Annotated in this window: 14 protein-coding genes; 8 read left to right on the top strand and 6 right to left on the bottom strand. The window is 67.5% G+C overall.

Annotated elements, in window-relative coordinates; genetic code table 11:
* The first annotated feature begins 150 nt into the window (after nucleotides 1-150).
* Together pbpC and AABN02_RS09920 are read left to right on the top strand one after the other, a co-directional pair.
* Nucleotides 151-2,220 (top strand): penicillin-binding protein 1C, encoded by a 2,070-nt coding sequence (pbpC, locus tag AABN02_RS09925; RefSeq protein ID WP_338414768.1) that lies wholly within the window; start codon nucleotides 151-153, stop codon nucleotides 2,218-2,220.
* A 54-nt stretch (nucleotides 2,221-2,274) separates the two neighbouring features.
* Nucleotides 2,275-3,054 (top strand): SDR family oxidoreductase, encoded by a 780-nt coding sequence (locus tag AABN02_RS09920; RefSeq protein ID WP_338414767.1) that lies wholly within the window; start codon nucleotides 2,275-2,277, stop codon nucleotides 3,052-3,054.
* 19 nt (nucleotides 3,055-3,073) lie between these two features.
* Here AABN02_RS09920 and AABN02_RS09915 read toward each other — a convergent pair whose 3' ends face one another.
* From AABN02_RS09915 to AABN02_RS09900, 4 genes are all read right to left on the bottom strand, one after another.
* Nucleotides 3,074-3,424 carry an iron-sulfur cluster assembly protein gene (locus AABN02_RS09915; protein WP_338414766.1) on the bottom strand — a complete coding sequence of 117 codons (351 nt, stop codon included), beginning with the start codon at nucleotides 3,422-3,424 and terminating at the stop codon, nucleotides 3,074-3,076.
* 45 nt (nucleotides 3,425-3,469) lie between these two features.
* Nucleotides 3,470-3,853: an iron-sulfur cluster assembly protein gene (locus AABN02_RS09910; RefSeq protein WP_338414765.1), complete on the bottom strand. Its 384-nt coding sequence runs from the start codon at nucleotides 3,851-3,853 to the stop codon at nucleotides 3,470-3,472.
* A gap of 114 nt (nucleotides 3,854-3,967) precedes the next feature.
* Nucleotides 3,968-5,809: an EAL domain-containing protein gene (locus AABN02_RS09905; RefSeq protein WP_338414764.1), complete on the bottom strand. Its 1,842-nt coding sequence runs from the start codon at nucleotides 5,807-5,809 to the stop codon at nucleotides 3,968-3,970.
* Entirely contained in the window at nucleotides 5,806-9,039 is a 3,234-nt protein-coding gene (locus AABN02_RS09900; protein WP_338414849.1) for an ATP-binding protein, read from the bottom strand. Before AABN02_RS09900 ends, AABN02_RS09905 begins: the two co-directional genes overlap by 4 nt.
* A 159-nt stretch (nucleotides 9,040-9,198) precedes the next feature.
* Between AABN02_RS09900 and AABN02_RS09895 the strand changes: the two genes are divergently transcribed.
* The 5 genes from AABN02_RS09895 (at nucleotide 9,199) to AABN02_RS09875 (ending at nucleotide 15,321) form a co-directional block, all read left to right on the top strand.
* Nucleotides 9,199-13,020 carry a ribonucleotide reductase N-terminal alpha domain-containing protein gene (locus tag AABN02_RS09895; protein WP_338414763.1) on the top strand — a complete coding sequence of 1,274 codons (3,822 nt, stop codon included), beginning with the start codon at nucleotides 9,199-9,201 and terminating at the stop codon, nucleotides 13,018-13,020.
* A gap of 453 nt (nucleotides 13,021-13,473) precedes the next feature.
* On the top strand, nucleotides 13,474-14,091 hold the full coding sequence (locus tag AABN02_RS09890; RefSeq protein WP_338414762.1) for a DVUA0089 family protein: 618 nt from the start codon (nucleotides 13,474-13,476) through the stop codon (nucleotides 14,089-14,091).
* 200 nt (nucleotides 14,092-14,291) lie between these two features.
* Entirely contained in the window at nucleotides 14,292-14,537 is a 246-nt protein-coding gene (locus AABN02_RS09885; protein WP_338414761.1) for a DUF6429 family protein, read from the top strand.
* Nucleotides 14,538-14,759: 222 nt separating this feature from the next.
* A complete protein-coding gene (locus tag AABN02_RS09880; RefSeq protein WP_338414760.1) occupies nucleotides 14,760-15,053 on the top strand; it encodes a BrnT family toxin in 294 nt (97 codons plus the stop codon).
* Nucleotides 15,043-15,321, top strand: coding sequence for a hypothetical protein (locus AABN02_RS09875; protein WP_338414759.1), 279 nt, complete (start codon nucleotides 15,043-15,045; stop codon nucleotides 15,319-15,321). Before AABN02_RS09880 ends, AABN02_RS09875 begins: the two co-directional genes overlap by 11 nt.
* 3 nt (nucleotides 15,322-15,324) lie before the next feature.
* Here the strand turns inward: AABN02_RS09875 and AABN02_RS09870 are convergent, their stop codons facing one another.
* Nucleotides 15,325-15,510, bottom strand: a complete 186-nt coding sequence (locus AABN02_RS09870; RefSeq protein WP_310461147.1) for a hypothetical protein — start codon at nucleotides 15,508-15,510, stop codon at nucleotides 15,325-15,327.
* A gap of 264 nt (nucleotides 15,511-15,774) precedes the next feature.
* On the opposite strand from AABN02_RS09870, the gene AABN02_RS09865 reads away from it, so the two are divergent.
* Nucleotides 15,775-16,122: a chemotaxis protein CheB gene (locus AABN02_RS09865; protein ID WP_338414848.1), complete on the top strand. Its 348-nt coding sequence runs from the start codon at nucleotides 15,775-15,777 to the stop codon at nucleotides 16,120-16,122.
* A 55-nt stretch (nucleotides 16,123-16,177) separates the two neighbouring features.
* On the opposite strand, the gene AABN02_RS09860 is transcribed toward AABN02_RS09865, so the two are convergent.
* Nucleotides 16,178-16,345 carry a hypothetical protein gene (locus AABN02_RS09860; RefSeq protein ID WP_338414758.1) on the bottom strand — a complete coding sequence of 56 codons (168 nt, stop codon included), beginning with the start codon at nucleotides 16,343-16,345 and terminating at the stop codon, nucleotides 16,178-16,180.
* Between the last annotated feature and the right edge of the window lie 188 nt (nucleotides 16,346-16,533).

Below are 16,533 nucleotides of genomic sequence, written 5' to 3'. Positions count from 1 at the left end.
CCCTTTTATCTTTGGCGATACAGTCTGTCGACTGATTGCGTCAACATGAACCGCTCCCGCCATGCCCCTTTCCACGCCGTCATTCCCGCGCAAGCGGGAACCCACGCGGTCAGAAAGTGGTGGCGTGCGTGGGTCCCCGCTTTCGCGGGGATGACGGTGTGGGGGGTGAGTGCGGTGGCGCTGGCGCTGCCGACCTACCCCGAAGTCCGCGCCGCCCACCGCCCCTCCGACTTCACCCTCCTCGACCGCCAGGGCACTCCTCTCCAGTCGATCCGCACCGACCCCACCGCCCGCCGCCTGCCCTGGGTCGCGCTCACCGATTTCTCCCCCGCGCTGCGCACGTCGATCGTGCTCGCCGAAGACCACCGCTTCCACGCCCACACCGGCGTGGACTGGTCCGGTCTGGCGCGCAGCACCTGGGCGAACCTCGCGGGCGACGGCGCGAAGCAGGGCGCATCCACCATCACGATGCAGCTCGCCGGCCTGATCGACGCCGACCACGCCCGCCCGGCGCAGGGCCGCAGCGTCGTCGGCAAGCTTGGCCAGATCGCTGCAGCCCGCCAACTGGAAGCCCGCTGGAGCAAGGCGCAACTGCTGGAGGCTTATCTGAACCGCGTGCCGATGCGCGGCGAGCTGGTCGGCATTCCGGCGGCGTCGCGGGTGCTGCTCGGCAAGCACCCGAGCGGGCTGGACGCGGCCGAGTCGGCGTTGCTCGCCGCGCTGGTCCGCGGGCCGAACGCGGCGCGGGACGTGGTGGTGCGCCGCGCCTGTGCGCTGATGCAGCAGCAGCGGCTGGACTGCGCTGCGCTGGAGCCGGTCGCGTCGCGGGCGCTGGTGCCTGGTGCCTCTGCTCGTGCCGTGCAGCCTGCGCCGCCGAGCGATGCGCCGCACTACGCCCGCCACCTTCTTCGCTCGCTGAAACCGCCGTTCCCCGCCACGCTGAAGACGACGCTCGACGCCGGCCTGCAGCGGCTGGCTGTTCAATCGCTGCGCCAGCAACTTGCCGAACTCAGCCTGCGCCACATCGAGGACGGCGCCGTGCTCGTGCTCGACAACGCCACGGGCGCCGTGCGCGCCTGGGTCGGCTCGTCGGGCGCGGCGCTGTCGGACGCCGCCGCCGTGGACATGGTGCTCACCCGCCGCCAGCCCGGCTCTACGCTCAAGCCCTTCGTCTACGCGATGGCCTTCGAGCGCCGGCTGATCACACCCGCCAGCCTGCTCGAAGACGCGCCCGCGCAGCTCATGGCCGGCAGCGGCGTCTACGCTCCGCAGAACTACGACCACGACTACCACGGCTGGGTCAGCGCCCGCAACGCGCTGGCCGCCAGCCTGAACATCCCCGCCGTGCGCCTGGGCGTGATGCTGACGCCGGATGCGCTGTTCGACCGCCTGAACGCCTACGGCCTGGCGATCCGCCACAGCGGTGGCTTCCACGGCGCCGCGCTCGCGCTTGGCAGCGCCGAGGTGACGCTGTTCGCGCTGACCAATGCCTATCGCGCGCTCGCCAATGGGGGCCGGACGGCGAATGGGCAGGTCGGCACACCGGCTGCGGCCTGGCTGGTCGGTGACATCCTCTCGGACAACGCGGCCCGCGCGATCACCTTCGGCCTCGACAGCCCGCTGGTCACGCGCGGCTTCGCGGCGGTGAAGACCGGCACCAGCAAGGACTTGCGCGACAACTGGTGCGTCGGCTGGACGGACCGCTACACGGTCGGCGTCTGGGTCGGCAACGCCAGCGGCGAGCCGATGCAGGCGGTCAGCGGCACGGTCGGCGCCGCACCCGTCTGGCGCACGCTGGTGCAGGCGCTGCACGACGGCCAGCCCTCACGCCCGCCGCCGATGCCCGCGGGTGTCGTGCGCCAGCTCGTCGCAGGTGACGCCCAGCCCGCGCGCATCGAGCATTTCCTCGCCGGCACCGAGCAGGCCGAGATCCGCCGCGGTGGACATACCCTGGCGTCCGCCCAGTACCACGGCATCGCCAGCCCGCAACAGGGCGCGCTGTTCGCGATCGACCCGGACATCCCGCCCCAGGTCCAGCGCCTTGTCTTCGAAGGCGAGCCGGGGCAGTGGTGGCTCGACGGCAAACGCATCGGGCAGGGCCGCCGCGTGAGCTGGGCGCCGTGGCCGGGGCGGCATGTGCTGGAGCTGCGACTGGCGGGGGGGCGGGTGGAGACGGTGCGGTTCGAGGTACGCGGGGCGGTGGCGCGGCCTCGGCCCTGAACTGGATATGCTGGCCGGGTTGCAGTTCTGATCTGACCCGAGGAGACAACCCCCATGAACGAACTCGCTTCCCGCATCGCGCTGGTTACCGGCGCCGGCAGCGGCATCGGCCGCGCCACCACGTTGACCCTGCTGCGTGCCGGCTGGACCGTCGTGCTCACCGGCCGCCGCGCCGAACGCCTGCACGGTGTCATCGCCGAGGCGCAGGCCGCACAGCCGGACGACGACCTGGCCGCCCGCACGCTGGCGGTCGTCGCCGACGTGACGGACGAGGCCTCGGTGCTCGCGCTGTTCGAGGCGGTGCGCGCCCGCTTCGGCCGGCTGGACATGCTGTTCAACAACGCCGGTCTGTTCACGCCCGCCGCGCCGGTCGAGGACGTGACGCTGGAGAACTGGAACCTCTCGGTCAACACCAACCTGACCGGCGCCTTCCTCTGCACCCGCGAGGCCTTCCGGCTCATGAAGGTGCAGTCGCCGCAGGGCGGGCGGATCATCAACAACGGCTCGATCTCGGCCCACGTGCCGCGCCCCTGGGCGATCGGCTACACGGCGACCAAGCACGCGATCACCGGGCTGACCAAGGCGGCGTCGCTGGACGGGCGGCGCTGGAACATCGCGGTCGGGCAGATCGACATCGGCAATGCGGCGTCCGACATGACCGTGAAGATGCGCGCCGGCACGCTGCAGGCCGATGGCGAACTGCGCACCGAGCCGGTGATGGACGTGCAGCACGCGGCGGATGCCGTGCTGCACATGGCGAACCTGCCGCTGTCGGCCAATGTGCTCACCATGACGGTAATGGCGACGGCGATGCCCTACGTCGGCCGCGGCTGAAGCGGCTACATCGGCGCGCTCAGGCCGTCGGGCAGCCGCCCGAGTGCTCGTGGCGCAGGTAGAGGTCGGTGTCGGGCAGTTGCTCGCGCAGCACGTCGAAGGCGAGTTCCGCCAGCACCTGGGCACTGCCGCAGTGCCCGCCGCCGAGGTGCATGGTCAGCACCACTTCGTCCGGCGTGATCTCCAGCGAGCGCACCCGGCCGCTGCTGACGATGTCCGGGCCGCCCTGGGCTTCGCGCACGCGGCGCAGCGCGTGCACCACCTTGTCCAGCAGGACCGGCTCCCCGACCCAGACGGGTTCGACGGGCGGGGACTTGGCCTGGCCGTTCGGGGCCACGTGCATCCAGATGGGGCGGTGAACTAAGGACATTCCCTGATGATGCACCGCCTTCGGGCGCACTGGGATTGATGTTGGTCAATCCTCGTCTGACCACCCGAGCCGTCGTCGCAATGCAACGCTGGCGCGCCTGGGCGACCACTCGACGTCGTGGTCGAGGGTCAGGTAGATGTCCGTGTCCGGCAAGACGGACTGGATGGCGCGGAAGGCGGCGTCGGCCGTCAGGTCGCTGAGCGGGCAGCCGGCGCCGAGGCTCACGAAGCGCAACCAGGCCTCGCCCTGGGTCAGGCGCAGGGACTCAATCAGGCCGAGTTCGAGGATGCTGGCTGGTACCTCCGGATCGCGTACCTGGCGCAGCGCATCGAGGCTGCGCAGCAAGGCATCGGCCGGACCTTCCAGCGTCAGCTCCGGCACGGGGGACAGACAGGACAACGGGGACAACGACGGTGCGGCGGGGATCATGGGCCAGTCCTCCACGGCGGGTTCAAGCGGTGCGGCAGTCGTTGCGACTATCGGCAGTGCACTCCCCCAAGGGCTTGCGCCGCATCAAGCGGATGGCGCAAGCCCAGCCCTTGGTCAGTGCAATGCGGCCGGATACGCCTGCTGGGCCAGCCGCGCCTGCTGCTGCAGGGCATCGAAGGTGAACGGCTCGGGCTGGTGGAAGTAGTAGCCCTGGCCCCACTGCACGCCCAGCTCCGCCAGCAGTTGCGCCACCGACTCGGTTTCCACGAACTCCGCCACCACCGGCTTGTCCAGCAGCCGTGCCATGTCGACCATCGAGCGCACCATGGCCTGGTGGGTCGGCTCGGTCTGCATGTCGCGCACGAACAGGCCGTCGATCTTGAGCGTGTCGAAGGGCAGCTCGCGCAGGTAGGCGAAGGACGCATAGCCCGAACCGAAGTCGTCGAGCGAGAAGCGGCAGCCCGCGTCGTGCAGCGTCTGCATGAACTCGCGCGCCTGGGCGAGGTTGCCGATGGCCTGGGTCTCGGTGATCTCGAAGCACAGCAGGTCCGGGCGCACGCCGTGCTGCGCGATCGAGGCCAGCACCTGCTGCGCCAGCCCCGGCTCGCGCAGCGACACGGCCGACAGGTTCAGCGTCACCTGGCCGAGCTGCTGCTGCAGTTCGGGGTGGCGGCCGATCAGCGCGAGCACCTCGCCGAGCATCCAGCGGTCGATCTCGCCGATCAGGTGGAAGCGCTCGGCCAGCGCGATGAACTGCGTCGGCGCGATGAGTTCGCCGCGCACCGGGTCCCACAGGCGCACCAGCACCTCCACGCGCAGCGGGCCGCCCGCATCAAGCGACTGCAGGCGCTGGAAGAAGATGCGGAAGCGGCCGTGGCGCAGCGCGTCCATCAGCACCAGCGCCCAGTTGGTGGTCTCGCGCTGCGAGGCTTCGCCGACGCGGGTCGGCGTGTAGGGGCGGACCTGGCCTCGGCCCTCGCGCTTGGCCAGGAACACCGTCTCGTCGGCCATCTGCATGAGCTGGTCGAAGGACACCAGATCGCGGTCCAGCGGCACGATGGCGATGGTGGCGGCCAGCGAGAAGCGGCGCTCCTGCCAGACGAAGGACCAGTCCTGCAGGGCGGCCAGCAGCTGCCGCACCAGCCCCGCGCCCAGATCGGCCTCCTCGCTGACGACGGCGAACTGGTCGCCACCCAGGCGCGCGAGGAAGTCGCCCCGGCGCAGCAGCCCGCCCATCAGGTCGGCGAACTGTCGCAGCAGCTCGTCGCCGGCGATGCAGCCGCAGCTCTCGTTGACGAGGCGGAACTGGGCAATGTCGATCAGCAGCATCACCGCCGGACCCGCGGGGGCCGCCTGCCGCTGCAGCCGGGCGAGCAGTTGCGTGACGTGGGCGTCGAGCGCGCCGCGGTTGTGCAGCCGGGTGATGAAGTCGTGGCTGGCGAGGTAGCCCAGGCGGTCCTGCATGTAGCGGCGCTCGTTGATCTCGTGGCGCAGCTGCTGGTTGGCCAGCGTGAGGTCGGCGGTGCGTTCGCGCACCTTGTCTTCGAGCGCGCGGTTCAGCTCGCGCAGCTCGGCGAGCAACTGGCGCCGCTCCAGCTGGTGGCGCACCCGGGCGCGCACCTCGTCGGGCTGGATCGGCTTGGTGATGTAGTCGGTGCCGCCGACGGCGAAGCCGCGCGCCACGTCGTCCACCCGCGCGGTGCAGAAGATCACCGGGATGTCCGCCGTGCGCGGATCGGCCTTGAGCTGGGTGCAGACCTCGAAACCGTCCAGGCCCGGCATCATCACGTCGAGCAGGATCAGGTCCGGCTGCAAGCGCTGGGCCAGATCCAGTGCGCGGGTGCCGTTGGTGGCGATGAGCAGGTCGGCGTCGATCTCGACCAGCGTGGCCTGCAGGACGTCGATGTTCTGCGGCGTGTCATCGACGATGAGGATGCGGGAAGGGGTCGTGCTCACAGGGGTGTTTCCTCGGCTTGCAGGGCGCGGGATTGCTGGATCAGGCGATCGAAGTCGTAGTCGGCGGCTGCGGCTTGCAGCGCGGCGAGCGTGTCGGCGGGCAGGGCGTCGGCGGTACCCGCGCGGTCGGCCAGCCCGGCCAGGGCCTGGCGCACCTGCTTGAGCGCGCCGCGGTCGGCGGCTTCGGCCAGTTCGGCGAGCAGGGCGGTGCTGGCCGGGCCGATGCAGGTGGTGGCGGACACGGGTTCGGCCGCGGCCGGCCTCGGCGGCGTGTCCGTGACCGGCACGAAGCGGGCCCCCGCGTGCAGGGCCAGCATGTGGTGGATGTCCTCGAAGGCATAGGGCTTGCCGACGAAGTCGCTGAAGCCGAGTCCGATGTAGTGCCGCCGTTCGTGCTCGAGGCTGGAGGCCGACACGGCCACCACCGGCGGTTGTGCCCCGTCCGTCTGTTCGCGCAGCCGCTGCAGCATCTGCATGCCGTCGAGCACCGGCATCCGGATGTCGGTGAACACGATGTCGAAGCCGCCCTGGCCCGCGGCGCGCAGGCCTTCCAGCCCGTTCTCCACCGCCTCCACCGTGCAGCCGGTCCGCTGCAGCAGTTCGACCAGGATGTCGCGGCTGTGCGCATCGTCCTCGACCACCAGCGCCCGCACCGGCGTCTCGCCCGACAGGCGCTGCGGCCCTTCATGGCGCGGCAGGGCGACGCTGCTTTCGGTGCTGCGCGGCAGTGGCAGCGTCAGCCGCGCCTGCGTGCCCTGGCCGGGCGTGCTGTCGAGCACCAGATCGCCGCCCATCGAACGCGCCATGTGCCGCGCCAGCACCAGCCCCAGCCCGGTGCCGCCCTTGTCCAGCCCGGCCTGGCCCTGGCGGAAGGGCGCGAAGAGCTGCGCCAGTTCGTCGGCGGCCATGCCCGGCCCGGTGTCGGTGATGTCGATGTGGACCAGCTCGCCCGCGCGCCGCACCGCCAGCGTCACCCGGCCCTGGTCGGTGAACTTGACGGCGTTGCTCAGCAGGTTGAGCACCATCTGCCCCACCTTGGTCCGGTCGGCATGCACCGGCTCGGCGGCGTCCAGCGCCAGATCGACCATGAACGCCAGCCCGCGGGCGTGGGCGCGCGGCCCCATCAGCTGCACGATCTCGTCGAGTTCCTGGCGCAGGTCGAAGTGCTGGCGGTGCAGTTGCAGCCCGCCGGCCTCGATCTTGGACAGGTCCAGCACGTCGTTGATCAGCCGCAGCAGCCGCTGGCCCGCCTGCAGCACGACGCGCAGCCGGCCGCGGGTGCTGTCGTCGTGGCGCGGCTCTTCGAGCAGGATCTGGGCATAGCCGATCACCGCGTTCAGCGGCGTGCGGATCTCGTGGCTCATGTTGGCCAGGAACATGGTCTTGGCCTGGTTGGCCTGCTGGGCCTGGGCGCTGGCGTGGCGCAGGTCGGTCTCCAGGCGGCGGCGTTCCTCGACCTCGGCGCTGAGCTGGGTGTTGCTCTGCGCGAGTTCCTGCGTGCGGTGGCTGACCTGGTCCTCCAGGCCGTCGAGCACCGCCTGCATCGCGCGGTCATGGCGCTGGCGCACCAGCACGATGCCGCTCAGCAGCGCGGTGAAGGCCAGGCCACTGGCGAGGATGCCGCCCTGCAGCGCGCTGGGCCGGGGCGGCTCGTCCAGCCAGCCCGGGCGCATCAGCAGCGTCCAGCGCCGGTCGGCGAACTGCACTTCCATCTTCGCGTGCAGCCCGGATTCGAACAGCCGCTCCACCTGGGGCGACGTGCGGGGCTGCCAGGGCTCCACCGGGCGCGCCTGGCGTTTCAGGTCGTGGTGGGAGTAGACGCCGGTGCTGTTCGCCTCCAAGGCTTCGTGCAGCAGCAGGTCGAGCCGCCCGCCGGCCATCTGCGCCTGCGTGCGCTCGACCATCTGCCCCAGGTCGATCACCCCCGACACCAGCCCGTGCACGCGGCTCGGGTCGTGGCGGCCGTCCACGTCCATGCTGCCCGTCAGCACCGGCGCGTACAGGGTCACGGCGCTCACGTCCGAGGCCGCGCGGGCCAGCGACACATACGGCGCCGTCGCCCGCACGCCGCCGAAGGCCACCGCCTCGGAGATCGCGCCGTGCCGCTCCGGGTCGCCGGTTTCGTCCACGCAGACCAGCGCCTCGTTGCCGTCGGACGGCGTGGCCCAACGCAGCGGGTAGTAGAGCGGCCGGTCATCGGCCCGCACCAGCGCGCCGTCGGCGTTCATCTCGCGGATGTACTGGCCGTCCAGTCCGAACGGACTGTCTTCGAACACGGCGCGGTTGTCTGCCGACACCCGCTGCAGCCAGCCGAAGTGCAGCACCCAGGGGCTGCGTGCGGCCATCGGTTTGGCCACGGTGTTGAACTCGTCCTGCGCGATCTCGCGCCGGTAGTGGAAGTCGCGCAGCCGCTCGACGTCGCTCACCGCCATGTCGATGTGGTTCTGGAGCGCCATCGCCATCGCCCGGGCTTCGCCGCGGAAGGCTTCGGTGCGGGTCTGCACGGCCAGACTGCCGGCCAGCGACACCGCCAGCAGCGTCAGCCCCAGGCCCAGGCACTGCACCGGAAAGGTCAGCATCGCCAGCAGCGCCCGGCCCGACACCTGCCCGCCGCCCTGTGGCGGTATCAGCATCAGCGGGGTCACCAGCAGCAGCCCGACCAGTTGCGCCAGCCCCATGTCCAGCCACAACCGGACCAGCCCGGCGGTGTGCCCGTCCGGCGCGCTGACGAGACCGAGCAGGCACCACACCCCGATGAGCAGCCCGCTGCCCGCCATGCTGGCCAGTGCGGCCACCGCGGCGAAACGCAGCGGTTGCCAACCCGGCTGTTCGCGCACGCGCCGGCGCAGGCCGCGCAGCAGCTGCGCGCTGGCCATCGTCTGCACGGCGGTCACCGAGCCGAGCGCCAGGGTGCCCAGCACGAGCGACATCGGCGCGTCCAGCACGTCGGTCTTCCACTGGGCGAGCCACAGGCCGTAGCCCACCACCCAGCCGAAGGCCAGCGCCGGCCAGGCCTGCTGCCGCCATTGCAGCAGCAGCCCCAGCGACAACCCGGCCACCGGCCACAACCCGGCCGAAGGCGCCACGGGGGACGGGCTGCCGATGCCTTGCCCGAGCAGCCACGCGAGCACCACCCCTGCGGCCGCCTGCAGCGCCCACGGCGGCGCTGGCCGGTGGAGGGCCGGTTGGACGGGGCGTGGGGTGGGAGGGGCAACGGCGCTGCTGGCCATCTCGATCACGAAACAAGCGAATTAATGGCAAAAACCAAACCGAAGGATACGGGAGGCTTCTGGCAGTACCGTTGTCTTCGATGTGGGCCAGACAGATCGGCCCGGAAAATCGTGTGGCTGCCGCTAAAGTGACACGCTTGATGCCCCGAGGAGTGCCGCATGTCCCGCCCAGTTTCGAGCCTGCCCGCCCAGCCCATCAGCCGCGAGGTGCTGCAGGAAAAATACGCCAAGGGCACCGAGACGACTGCCGACGAGGTCCGCCTGCGTGTCGCCCGCGCCCTGGCCGAGGTCGAACCCGAAGCGCAGCGCGCCCACTGGGCCGAACGCTTCGCCTGGGCGCAGGCGCAGGGCTTCGTCCCCGCCGGGCGCATCGCCTCGGCGGCGGGCACCACGCTCGGCGCCACGCTCATCAACTGCTTCGTGCAGCCGGTCGGTGACTCGATCGCCGAGCCCGAGAACGGTTTCCCCGGCATCTACACCGCGCTGACCGAAGCGGCCGAGACCATGCGCCGCGGCGGCGGCGTCGGCTACGACTTCTCGCGCATCCGCCCGCAAGGCGCCTGGGTGGGGTCCACCGACAGCCACGCCAGCGGCCCGGTCAGCTACATGCGCGTCTTCGACCGCAGTTGCGAGACGGTCGAATCCGCCGGCAGCCGCCGCGGCGCGCAGATGGGCGTGCTGCGCTGCGACCACCCCGACATCGAAGCCTTCATCCACGCCAAGGACAGCGGCGACCTGCGCAACTTCAACGTCTCGGTCGGCGTCACCAACGAATTCATGCGCGCGGTCGAAGCCGATGGCGAGATCGACCTGACCCACCGCGCCGAACCCGGCCGCAAGCTCAAGACGGCGGGTGCCTTCGAGCGCGCCGATGGCCTGTGGGTCTACCGCCGCGTCCGCGCCCGCCACCTGTGGGACCAGATCATGCGGTCCACCTACGACCACGCCGAGCCGGGGATTCTCTTCATCGATCGTATCAATGAGGACAATAATCTTGGGTATTGCGAGGAGATTACCGCTACAAATCCGTGTGTGACCGGCGATACCCGATTGGCGACGCAGTTCGGGCTGATTCCGATCCGTCAACTCCAGGCGTCTGGACTGCCGCTGGAGGTGACGGTGGACAACCGCGCGCTCGGCGAGTTGACCCGTGGGACGAAGGTGCGGCCCGCGGTCCCGGCGTTCATGACGGCGCACCAGGCCGAAGTGTTCAAGGTGGTCACGCAGGACGGCTATGAAATCAAGGCCACCGCGTGGCACGACTTCTATACCGCCCGCGGCAAGCTGAAGCTGTCCGAACTGGTGCCCGGGGATGAATTGCTGGTGCAGTCGGGCAAGGGGCAGTTTGGGTTTGAAGGCGGGGCGGAGCTGGGCGCGCGGATGCTGGCCGTGACGCGCGAGGCGCTGGCTGTCGGGCAAGCGGACATTCGAATCCCGGACGCCGTCTGGTGGGGATCTGAAGCGTGCGTGCGGACGTATCTGGACGGTTTGCACGCCACCCTGCGCACCCGTCATCCCCGCGCAAGCGGGGACCCACGGGAATCACCGACGCTGCATGGCGTGGGTTCCCGCTTTCGCGGGAATGACGAGGCGGGCGGGAATGCCGAGGTCGGCGCGAAAGACGAGCCGGAGTGGCGTGGCTCGGCGTGGGTGTCCGCGCATCCGGGCTTGTTGCGGGATGTTCAGATGCTGCTGGCGAATTGTGGGTTCGTGTCCACCTTGCGCCCGCTGGGAGATGCGGACCAGCCAGACCTGCACGCGCTCGCCATCGTCGATCGACCGGGTTTCACCACCCGCATCACCGAAATCCTCCCCGTCGGCATCGAGCCTGTCTACGACACCACCCAGGCCGACCACAACACGGTGATCTTCAACGGCCTCGTGACAGGGCAGTGCGGCGAACAGCCATTGCCGTCCTACGGCTGCTGCTGCCTCGGCTCCGTCGACCTGACCCGCTTCGTGCGCAATCCCTTCGCTGCGGATGCTGCGTTCGACGAGGTGGGTTTCGCCGAGGTCTGCGCCGTGGCCACGCGGATGCTGGACAACGTGCTCGACGCCACTGTCTGGCCCCTGCCGGCGCAGCAGCGCGAGGCGATGAACAAGCGCCGCATCGGGCTGGGTTTCACCGGGCTGGGCGACGCGCTGATCATGCTGGGGCGCCGGTATGACACCGAGCCGGCGCGCGAGATGGCGCGGCGGATTTCCGCGGTGATGCGGGATGCGGCGTATGGCGCGTCGGTGGAACTGGCGAAGGAGCGTGGGGCGTTTCCGCTGTTCGATGCGGACCGGTATCTGGGCGGCGAGAGTTTTGCCTCCCGGCTGCCGGATGAATTGAAGGACCGCATCTACGCCTACGGCCTGCGCAATTCGCACCTGCTGTCGATCGCACCGACCGGCACCATCAGCCTGGCCTTTGCTGACAACGCCAGCAACGGCATCGAGCCGCCGTTCAGCTGGACCTATACCCGCCGCAAGCGCGAGGCGGACGGCAGTTTCAAGGAATATGCCGTCGAGGACCACGCCTGGCGTCTTTACCGCCATCTGCACGGCCCCGACGCGCCGCTGACCGACGCCTTTGTCACCGCGCTGGAGATGAGCGCCGAGGCGCACGAGGCGATGGTCGCGGCGGTGGCGCCGTATGTGGATACCTCGATCAGCAAGACGGTGAACGTGCCGGCGGATTATCCCTACGCGGATTTTCAGGGGCTGTATTTCACGGCCTGGAAATCCGGGCTGAAGGGATTGGCGACGTATCGGCCGAACAGCGTGCTCGGTGCGGTGCTGAGTGTCGAGCCGGCGGCTGCCCCGGCAACGGCCCCCACGCCCGCCGCGGCGCCGCAACCCCAGCCGCTGACGGTGGCCCAGCCGGCCTTGTCGATCGACCAGGACGGTGCCAACCGCCGCCTGCGCGTCGAGCGGCTGCCGCAGCCGGTCTTGGCGAGTCTGCGCTGGCCGGGGCGGCCGGAATTGCCGTCGGGGAATCCGGCCTGGAGTTACATGATCCAGCACCCGCACGGCAGTTTCTCGCTCTTCGTCGGGGAATTGCCGGCCGAGGCGGGGCCGGATGCTGGCTTGTTCGGCCAGACGCTGCCCTTCGAGGTCTGGGTGAATGGGGCCGAGCAGCCGCGGGGATTGGGCGCGCTGGCGAAAACCCTGTCGATGGACATGCGTGCGAATGACCCGAGCTGGCTGCGCCTGAAACTCGACGCGCTGGCGACGGTGGCGGAAGAGCGGGCGTTCGACATGGCCTTCCCGCCGAGCGGGGAAAAGCGCCTGTTCCCCGGCGTGGTGGCGGCGACGGCGGCGGTGATCCGCTGGCGCTGCGAGCAACTCGGTGCCTTGCAGGAGGGCGGGGCGACGCCGGTGCTGGATGCGATGTTCAGCCGCGAGGAGCCGCGCACCGGGGTGGATGGCACGCTGGCGTGGGCGGTCGACATCGAGAATCCCGGCACGGGCGAGCAATTCACGCTGACGCTGAAGGAAGTCACCCTGCCGACGCCGGAGGGCGGCCACGTCACCCGGCCGTGCGCGATCGGGTTTGCCGGCAATTACCCGCGGGCGCTGGACGGGCTGGCTCGGCTGCTGTCGCTGGACATGCGGGTGATCGACCCGGCGTGGATCGGCATGAAACTGCGCAAGTTATTGAACGTCGGCGAGCCGCTGGGGCATTTCATGGCGCCGGTGCCGGGTTTGCCGGCGGGACAGCGGCGGCAGAAAGTCTGGCCGAGCACGGTGGCGTATGTGGCGCGGCTGGTGATTCACCGCTACGCGATGCTGGGCGTGCTGGACGAGGAGGGGTATCCGGTCAACGCCATGGGCGTCCTGGCCACGCCGACGGCGGCGACCTCCGCGGTGGCCGCTTCCACCGCCCGCGCCACGATGCCCGGCAAGCCGTGTCCCGAGTGCGGGAACGCGACGATGATCCACAAGGATGGGTGCGAGTTCTGCACGTCTTGTGGGTATGTGGGGGCTTGCGGGTAACTACTGGGATTTGGTGAATATTCACCTAGGCGGCGTGGAGGAAGTCACGCCGTTTTTTCATTTGTGGCTGCGCGGTGTGCGGTAGTGCGTGGATTTTTCGTGCTCTCGCTACACTGGGTTAATGCAGGGTTTGATGAGACTTTTAGGAACGGGTTATGCGTCAACTACAGCAAAAAAATCAATGTCGACAAGGACTTGGAGCCGAGTCTCGGTCTGAGTTAGGCGTCACGAGCCAAGTTAGACAGCAGCGCCGTGAGGTCTAAATTACGTTAGCCGTCATAACTACGCGGTGCCCCTCCCAGTTTTCTTGGGTGGCTCTCGGCAAAAGGAGCCGGAATTTTAAGCTCGCGCCAATTTCCGTCTGCCAATTGCCAGCAATTTTCTAAAAATTTGACAGACCGAGTTGACTGTCAAACCAAATCCAATTCCCAACTCAATCACCGGAGAAATATGATGAAATTAATATCGAAGAAACTGCTGGCAATGTTGAGCCTTGCCGCCTCCGCCACGTCCTATGCGGCTGACTTTACATTTAGTGGAAATATTGAATATCATAATGACGTCGTGCGAATAGACTTCACACTTCTATCAGACGCAGTCGACGTTAGCGTTTGGACCGACTCATTCATGATCGGCCAGAATTTCGATCCAATTACGGCAGTATGGCGACTTCCATCTGGACTACTGGTGGGCCAAAATGATGACAATGCTTCTATTTTTGCTGGTCAGTCATACTACGATTCAGGCTTAAAGTTCGCTTCATTGTCTGCTGGCTCCTATGCATTCACTGTAACGCCTTTCAGAAACTTCGCGCCGGCCAATTTATTCGATCCGTTTGGTTATTCAGGCGATACTCCAATTCCAATTGCTGATTGGTGCCAGCCAGCTAGTAACGCTTGCTTAAATCAAAAAGGCACGTTCTGGCGCGTGCATCTTTCCGGAGTAGATAGCGCAGCACCGATTCCAGAACCGAGCACAACCGCGCTTCTTATGGCAGGACTGATGGTTATAGGAGCAGTTGCCCGTAGACGTTCTCAATACAAGGATGTACAACCACTAAGATTGGGGTGACACTCTGTTCGGCGATGAGTTATGGTATCTAGAAATGCGCCTCTGAAAGTCGGATCGCCAATCAGGCGAGTCCATGACGGCTAACCCGCCATTGCACCGGACCGCCTTCGGCGGCCGGTGAACGGCAACGTCAGTCCCCACTTGCAAGAGCTGATTCTCCGCAGTGAAATGATCTTCCCATCTCACCCGCGGAGATCCCCATGCCCACCCCCTACGACCCCGACAAACTCGTCGACGCCACCCTGGCCCTGCTCGGCGCCTTCGAGTTCGACAGCGGCCGCGCCTGGAAGGGCTACGACTTCGACGTGATGGCCCGTCTTCACGCCGAGGGCTGGATCAGCGACCCTCGCAACCGGTACGAATCGGTGCACCTGACCCCCGAAGGGCTGACACGCGCCAAGGCGCTCGCCGCCGTCTGGTTCGGCGCGTCATCGCCCACCCACTGACCCCACCCATGCGCCTCGAAGGCACCCTCAAATCCTGAAGCGACGACCGTGGCTTCGGCTTGCCAAACCGGCCTTCCGCGCCGCGTTCTGGGCGATGGTGGTGGTGAACGTGCTGGGCTTGGTGGCGGTGCCACGCCGATCGCCCGGAGGTTCTTGCAGATCTCAGGCTGACTGGTCAGTCTGTATTGACAAAGTAATTACGAAAACGCCATGATCTCAACCATGGATGTCCGCTACGAATTCAACGGCACAACGTTCATCTGGAATGCTGCCAAGGCGGTGACGAATGTACGCAAGCACCACATTACGTTCGAGCAGGCCGCACAGGTGTTCTTCGATCCGCTGTTCCAGTTGGTCGAGGCTGGCAGGAGCGACGAGGCGCGTGATGCCGTGCTGGGTTTCGATGCCGCAGGCCGTGTGCTGTTCGTGGTCCACATCGAAGTCGATGGCGAGTACATCCGCATCATCTCCGCCCGCAAGGCCACTTCGCAGGAAAGGATCGATCATGATTTCTGATGCACTCAAGACCCGCCTCGCCAAGGATCGCCCAATGACCTCGATCACGCTGCGCATCCCCGTCGATGTGGTCGAGTCGCTCAAGGCACTGGCACCGTTCAGGGGCTTTTCAGGCTACCAGGCGCTGCTGAAGGCCTACATCAGCGACGGACTGCGCCGCGATGAGGCGGAGTACCAGTCGGGTCGAACGGCCAAGTTGCTGGCGGAGTTGAAGGCGCGTGGTGTGCCGGACAGCGTGCTTGAAGAGGCTCAGCGCGCTGCGGCCTGAACCTCAACCCTTCTGGTGGTCGCTACCCGGTTGTCGCCTGTTGCCCTTGTGGTCGTTCTGACCGGCATTCTTGTGCCTGCCGGCCACTTCCGCTTCTTCTGCCTTCTGCTTCTGCATGGCGACCTCATCCACCTGAGGTGGCTTCGGATGCTGCGGCTGTTGATTGAAGTCCTTGGTTTGCTTTGTCATGTCATGCTCCTGAAAAGGCCATGCGACTGTGCCAATACACCCCGAATCGCAACCCAACCCTGCGCTCAATCGGACGGGCTGGCAACCGACTTTTGTCTGGCTGTCCCCCATCCCTAGTGTGATTGCATGTAACTTATCTTGACACTGGTGGCTGATGCAACAATTCGCTGACAAACTTCGGCTTCTTTGTGGTTGTCGGCCGCCACCCCTGAAACTTGCACTGTCGGCTATTTCTGCCAATGATGGAGAGCAACATGACAGGCGATTCCGGATCCTGTAGGGCCTTGCCTGTTCCGCCTGCAGCCAGTATCAAAATCCAGAGGATGGCCGGACGTCATTTCATTCTTCCTCGAATCGCTGACCGAACACTGGGACGGCCAGCTCATCGCTGTCATTGTCTCTGGTTACAACGGTGACGGGGCGGCAGCGCTGTGCGGCATCAAGGACGTCGGCGGCATTACCATCGCGCAAAGGCCGGATATAGCCAAGCAGCCCGACATGCCCGAGAGCGCCATTGCGAGCGGCTGCATAGACTTTGTTCTCTCCCCGGAAGAAATCGCAGTGGAACTCGTGCGAATTGCGCATGCGGCTTCACCGCGACACCTCAAATGACTAGCGAGTCGATTTACTCGCCCCACACCGCCCAGCGGCGCATGGCGGAGCGCAGTCAGCAGCGTGAGGCGCCGGTGTCGTGGACACTGGCCAGAGCGGGGCTGGCGCTGCCGGCGTTCGCCGTGTGGTGCGCGGTGGTGGCGTTCCGCTGGGGCTTGCCGGGGGCTGTGCTGGTCGGCGGCTGGCCGGGGGCGGGCTGCTCGCCCAGCACCTGCTGCGCCACAAGACCGCCAAGCCGTCGTTCCGCGCCGCGTTCTGGGCGACGGTGGTGGTGACCCGGACGAAGCGACAAGCCCCGGGGTTCAGCCCGGGGTCGAGCGTTCAAGCCGGGACGGCTTGTCAACCGACATGTATGGAAATACAGTTGCCGGATGGAAGCCGTGAAGACCCTCAAGCTGCGCATCAAGGACA

The sequence above is a fragment of the uncultured Sphaerotilus sp. genome (assembly GCF_963924895.1).
Lineage (GTDB): Bacteria > Pseudomonadota > Gammaproteobacteria > Burkholderiales > Burkholderiaceae_C > Sphaerotilus.
Note: the sequence above shows the minus strand (reverse complement) of the source record. Positions and strands in the feature narration are given on the sequence as shown.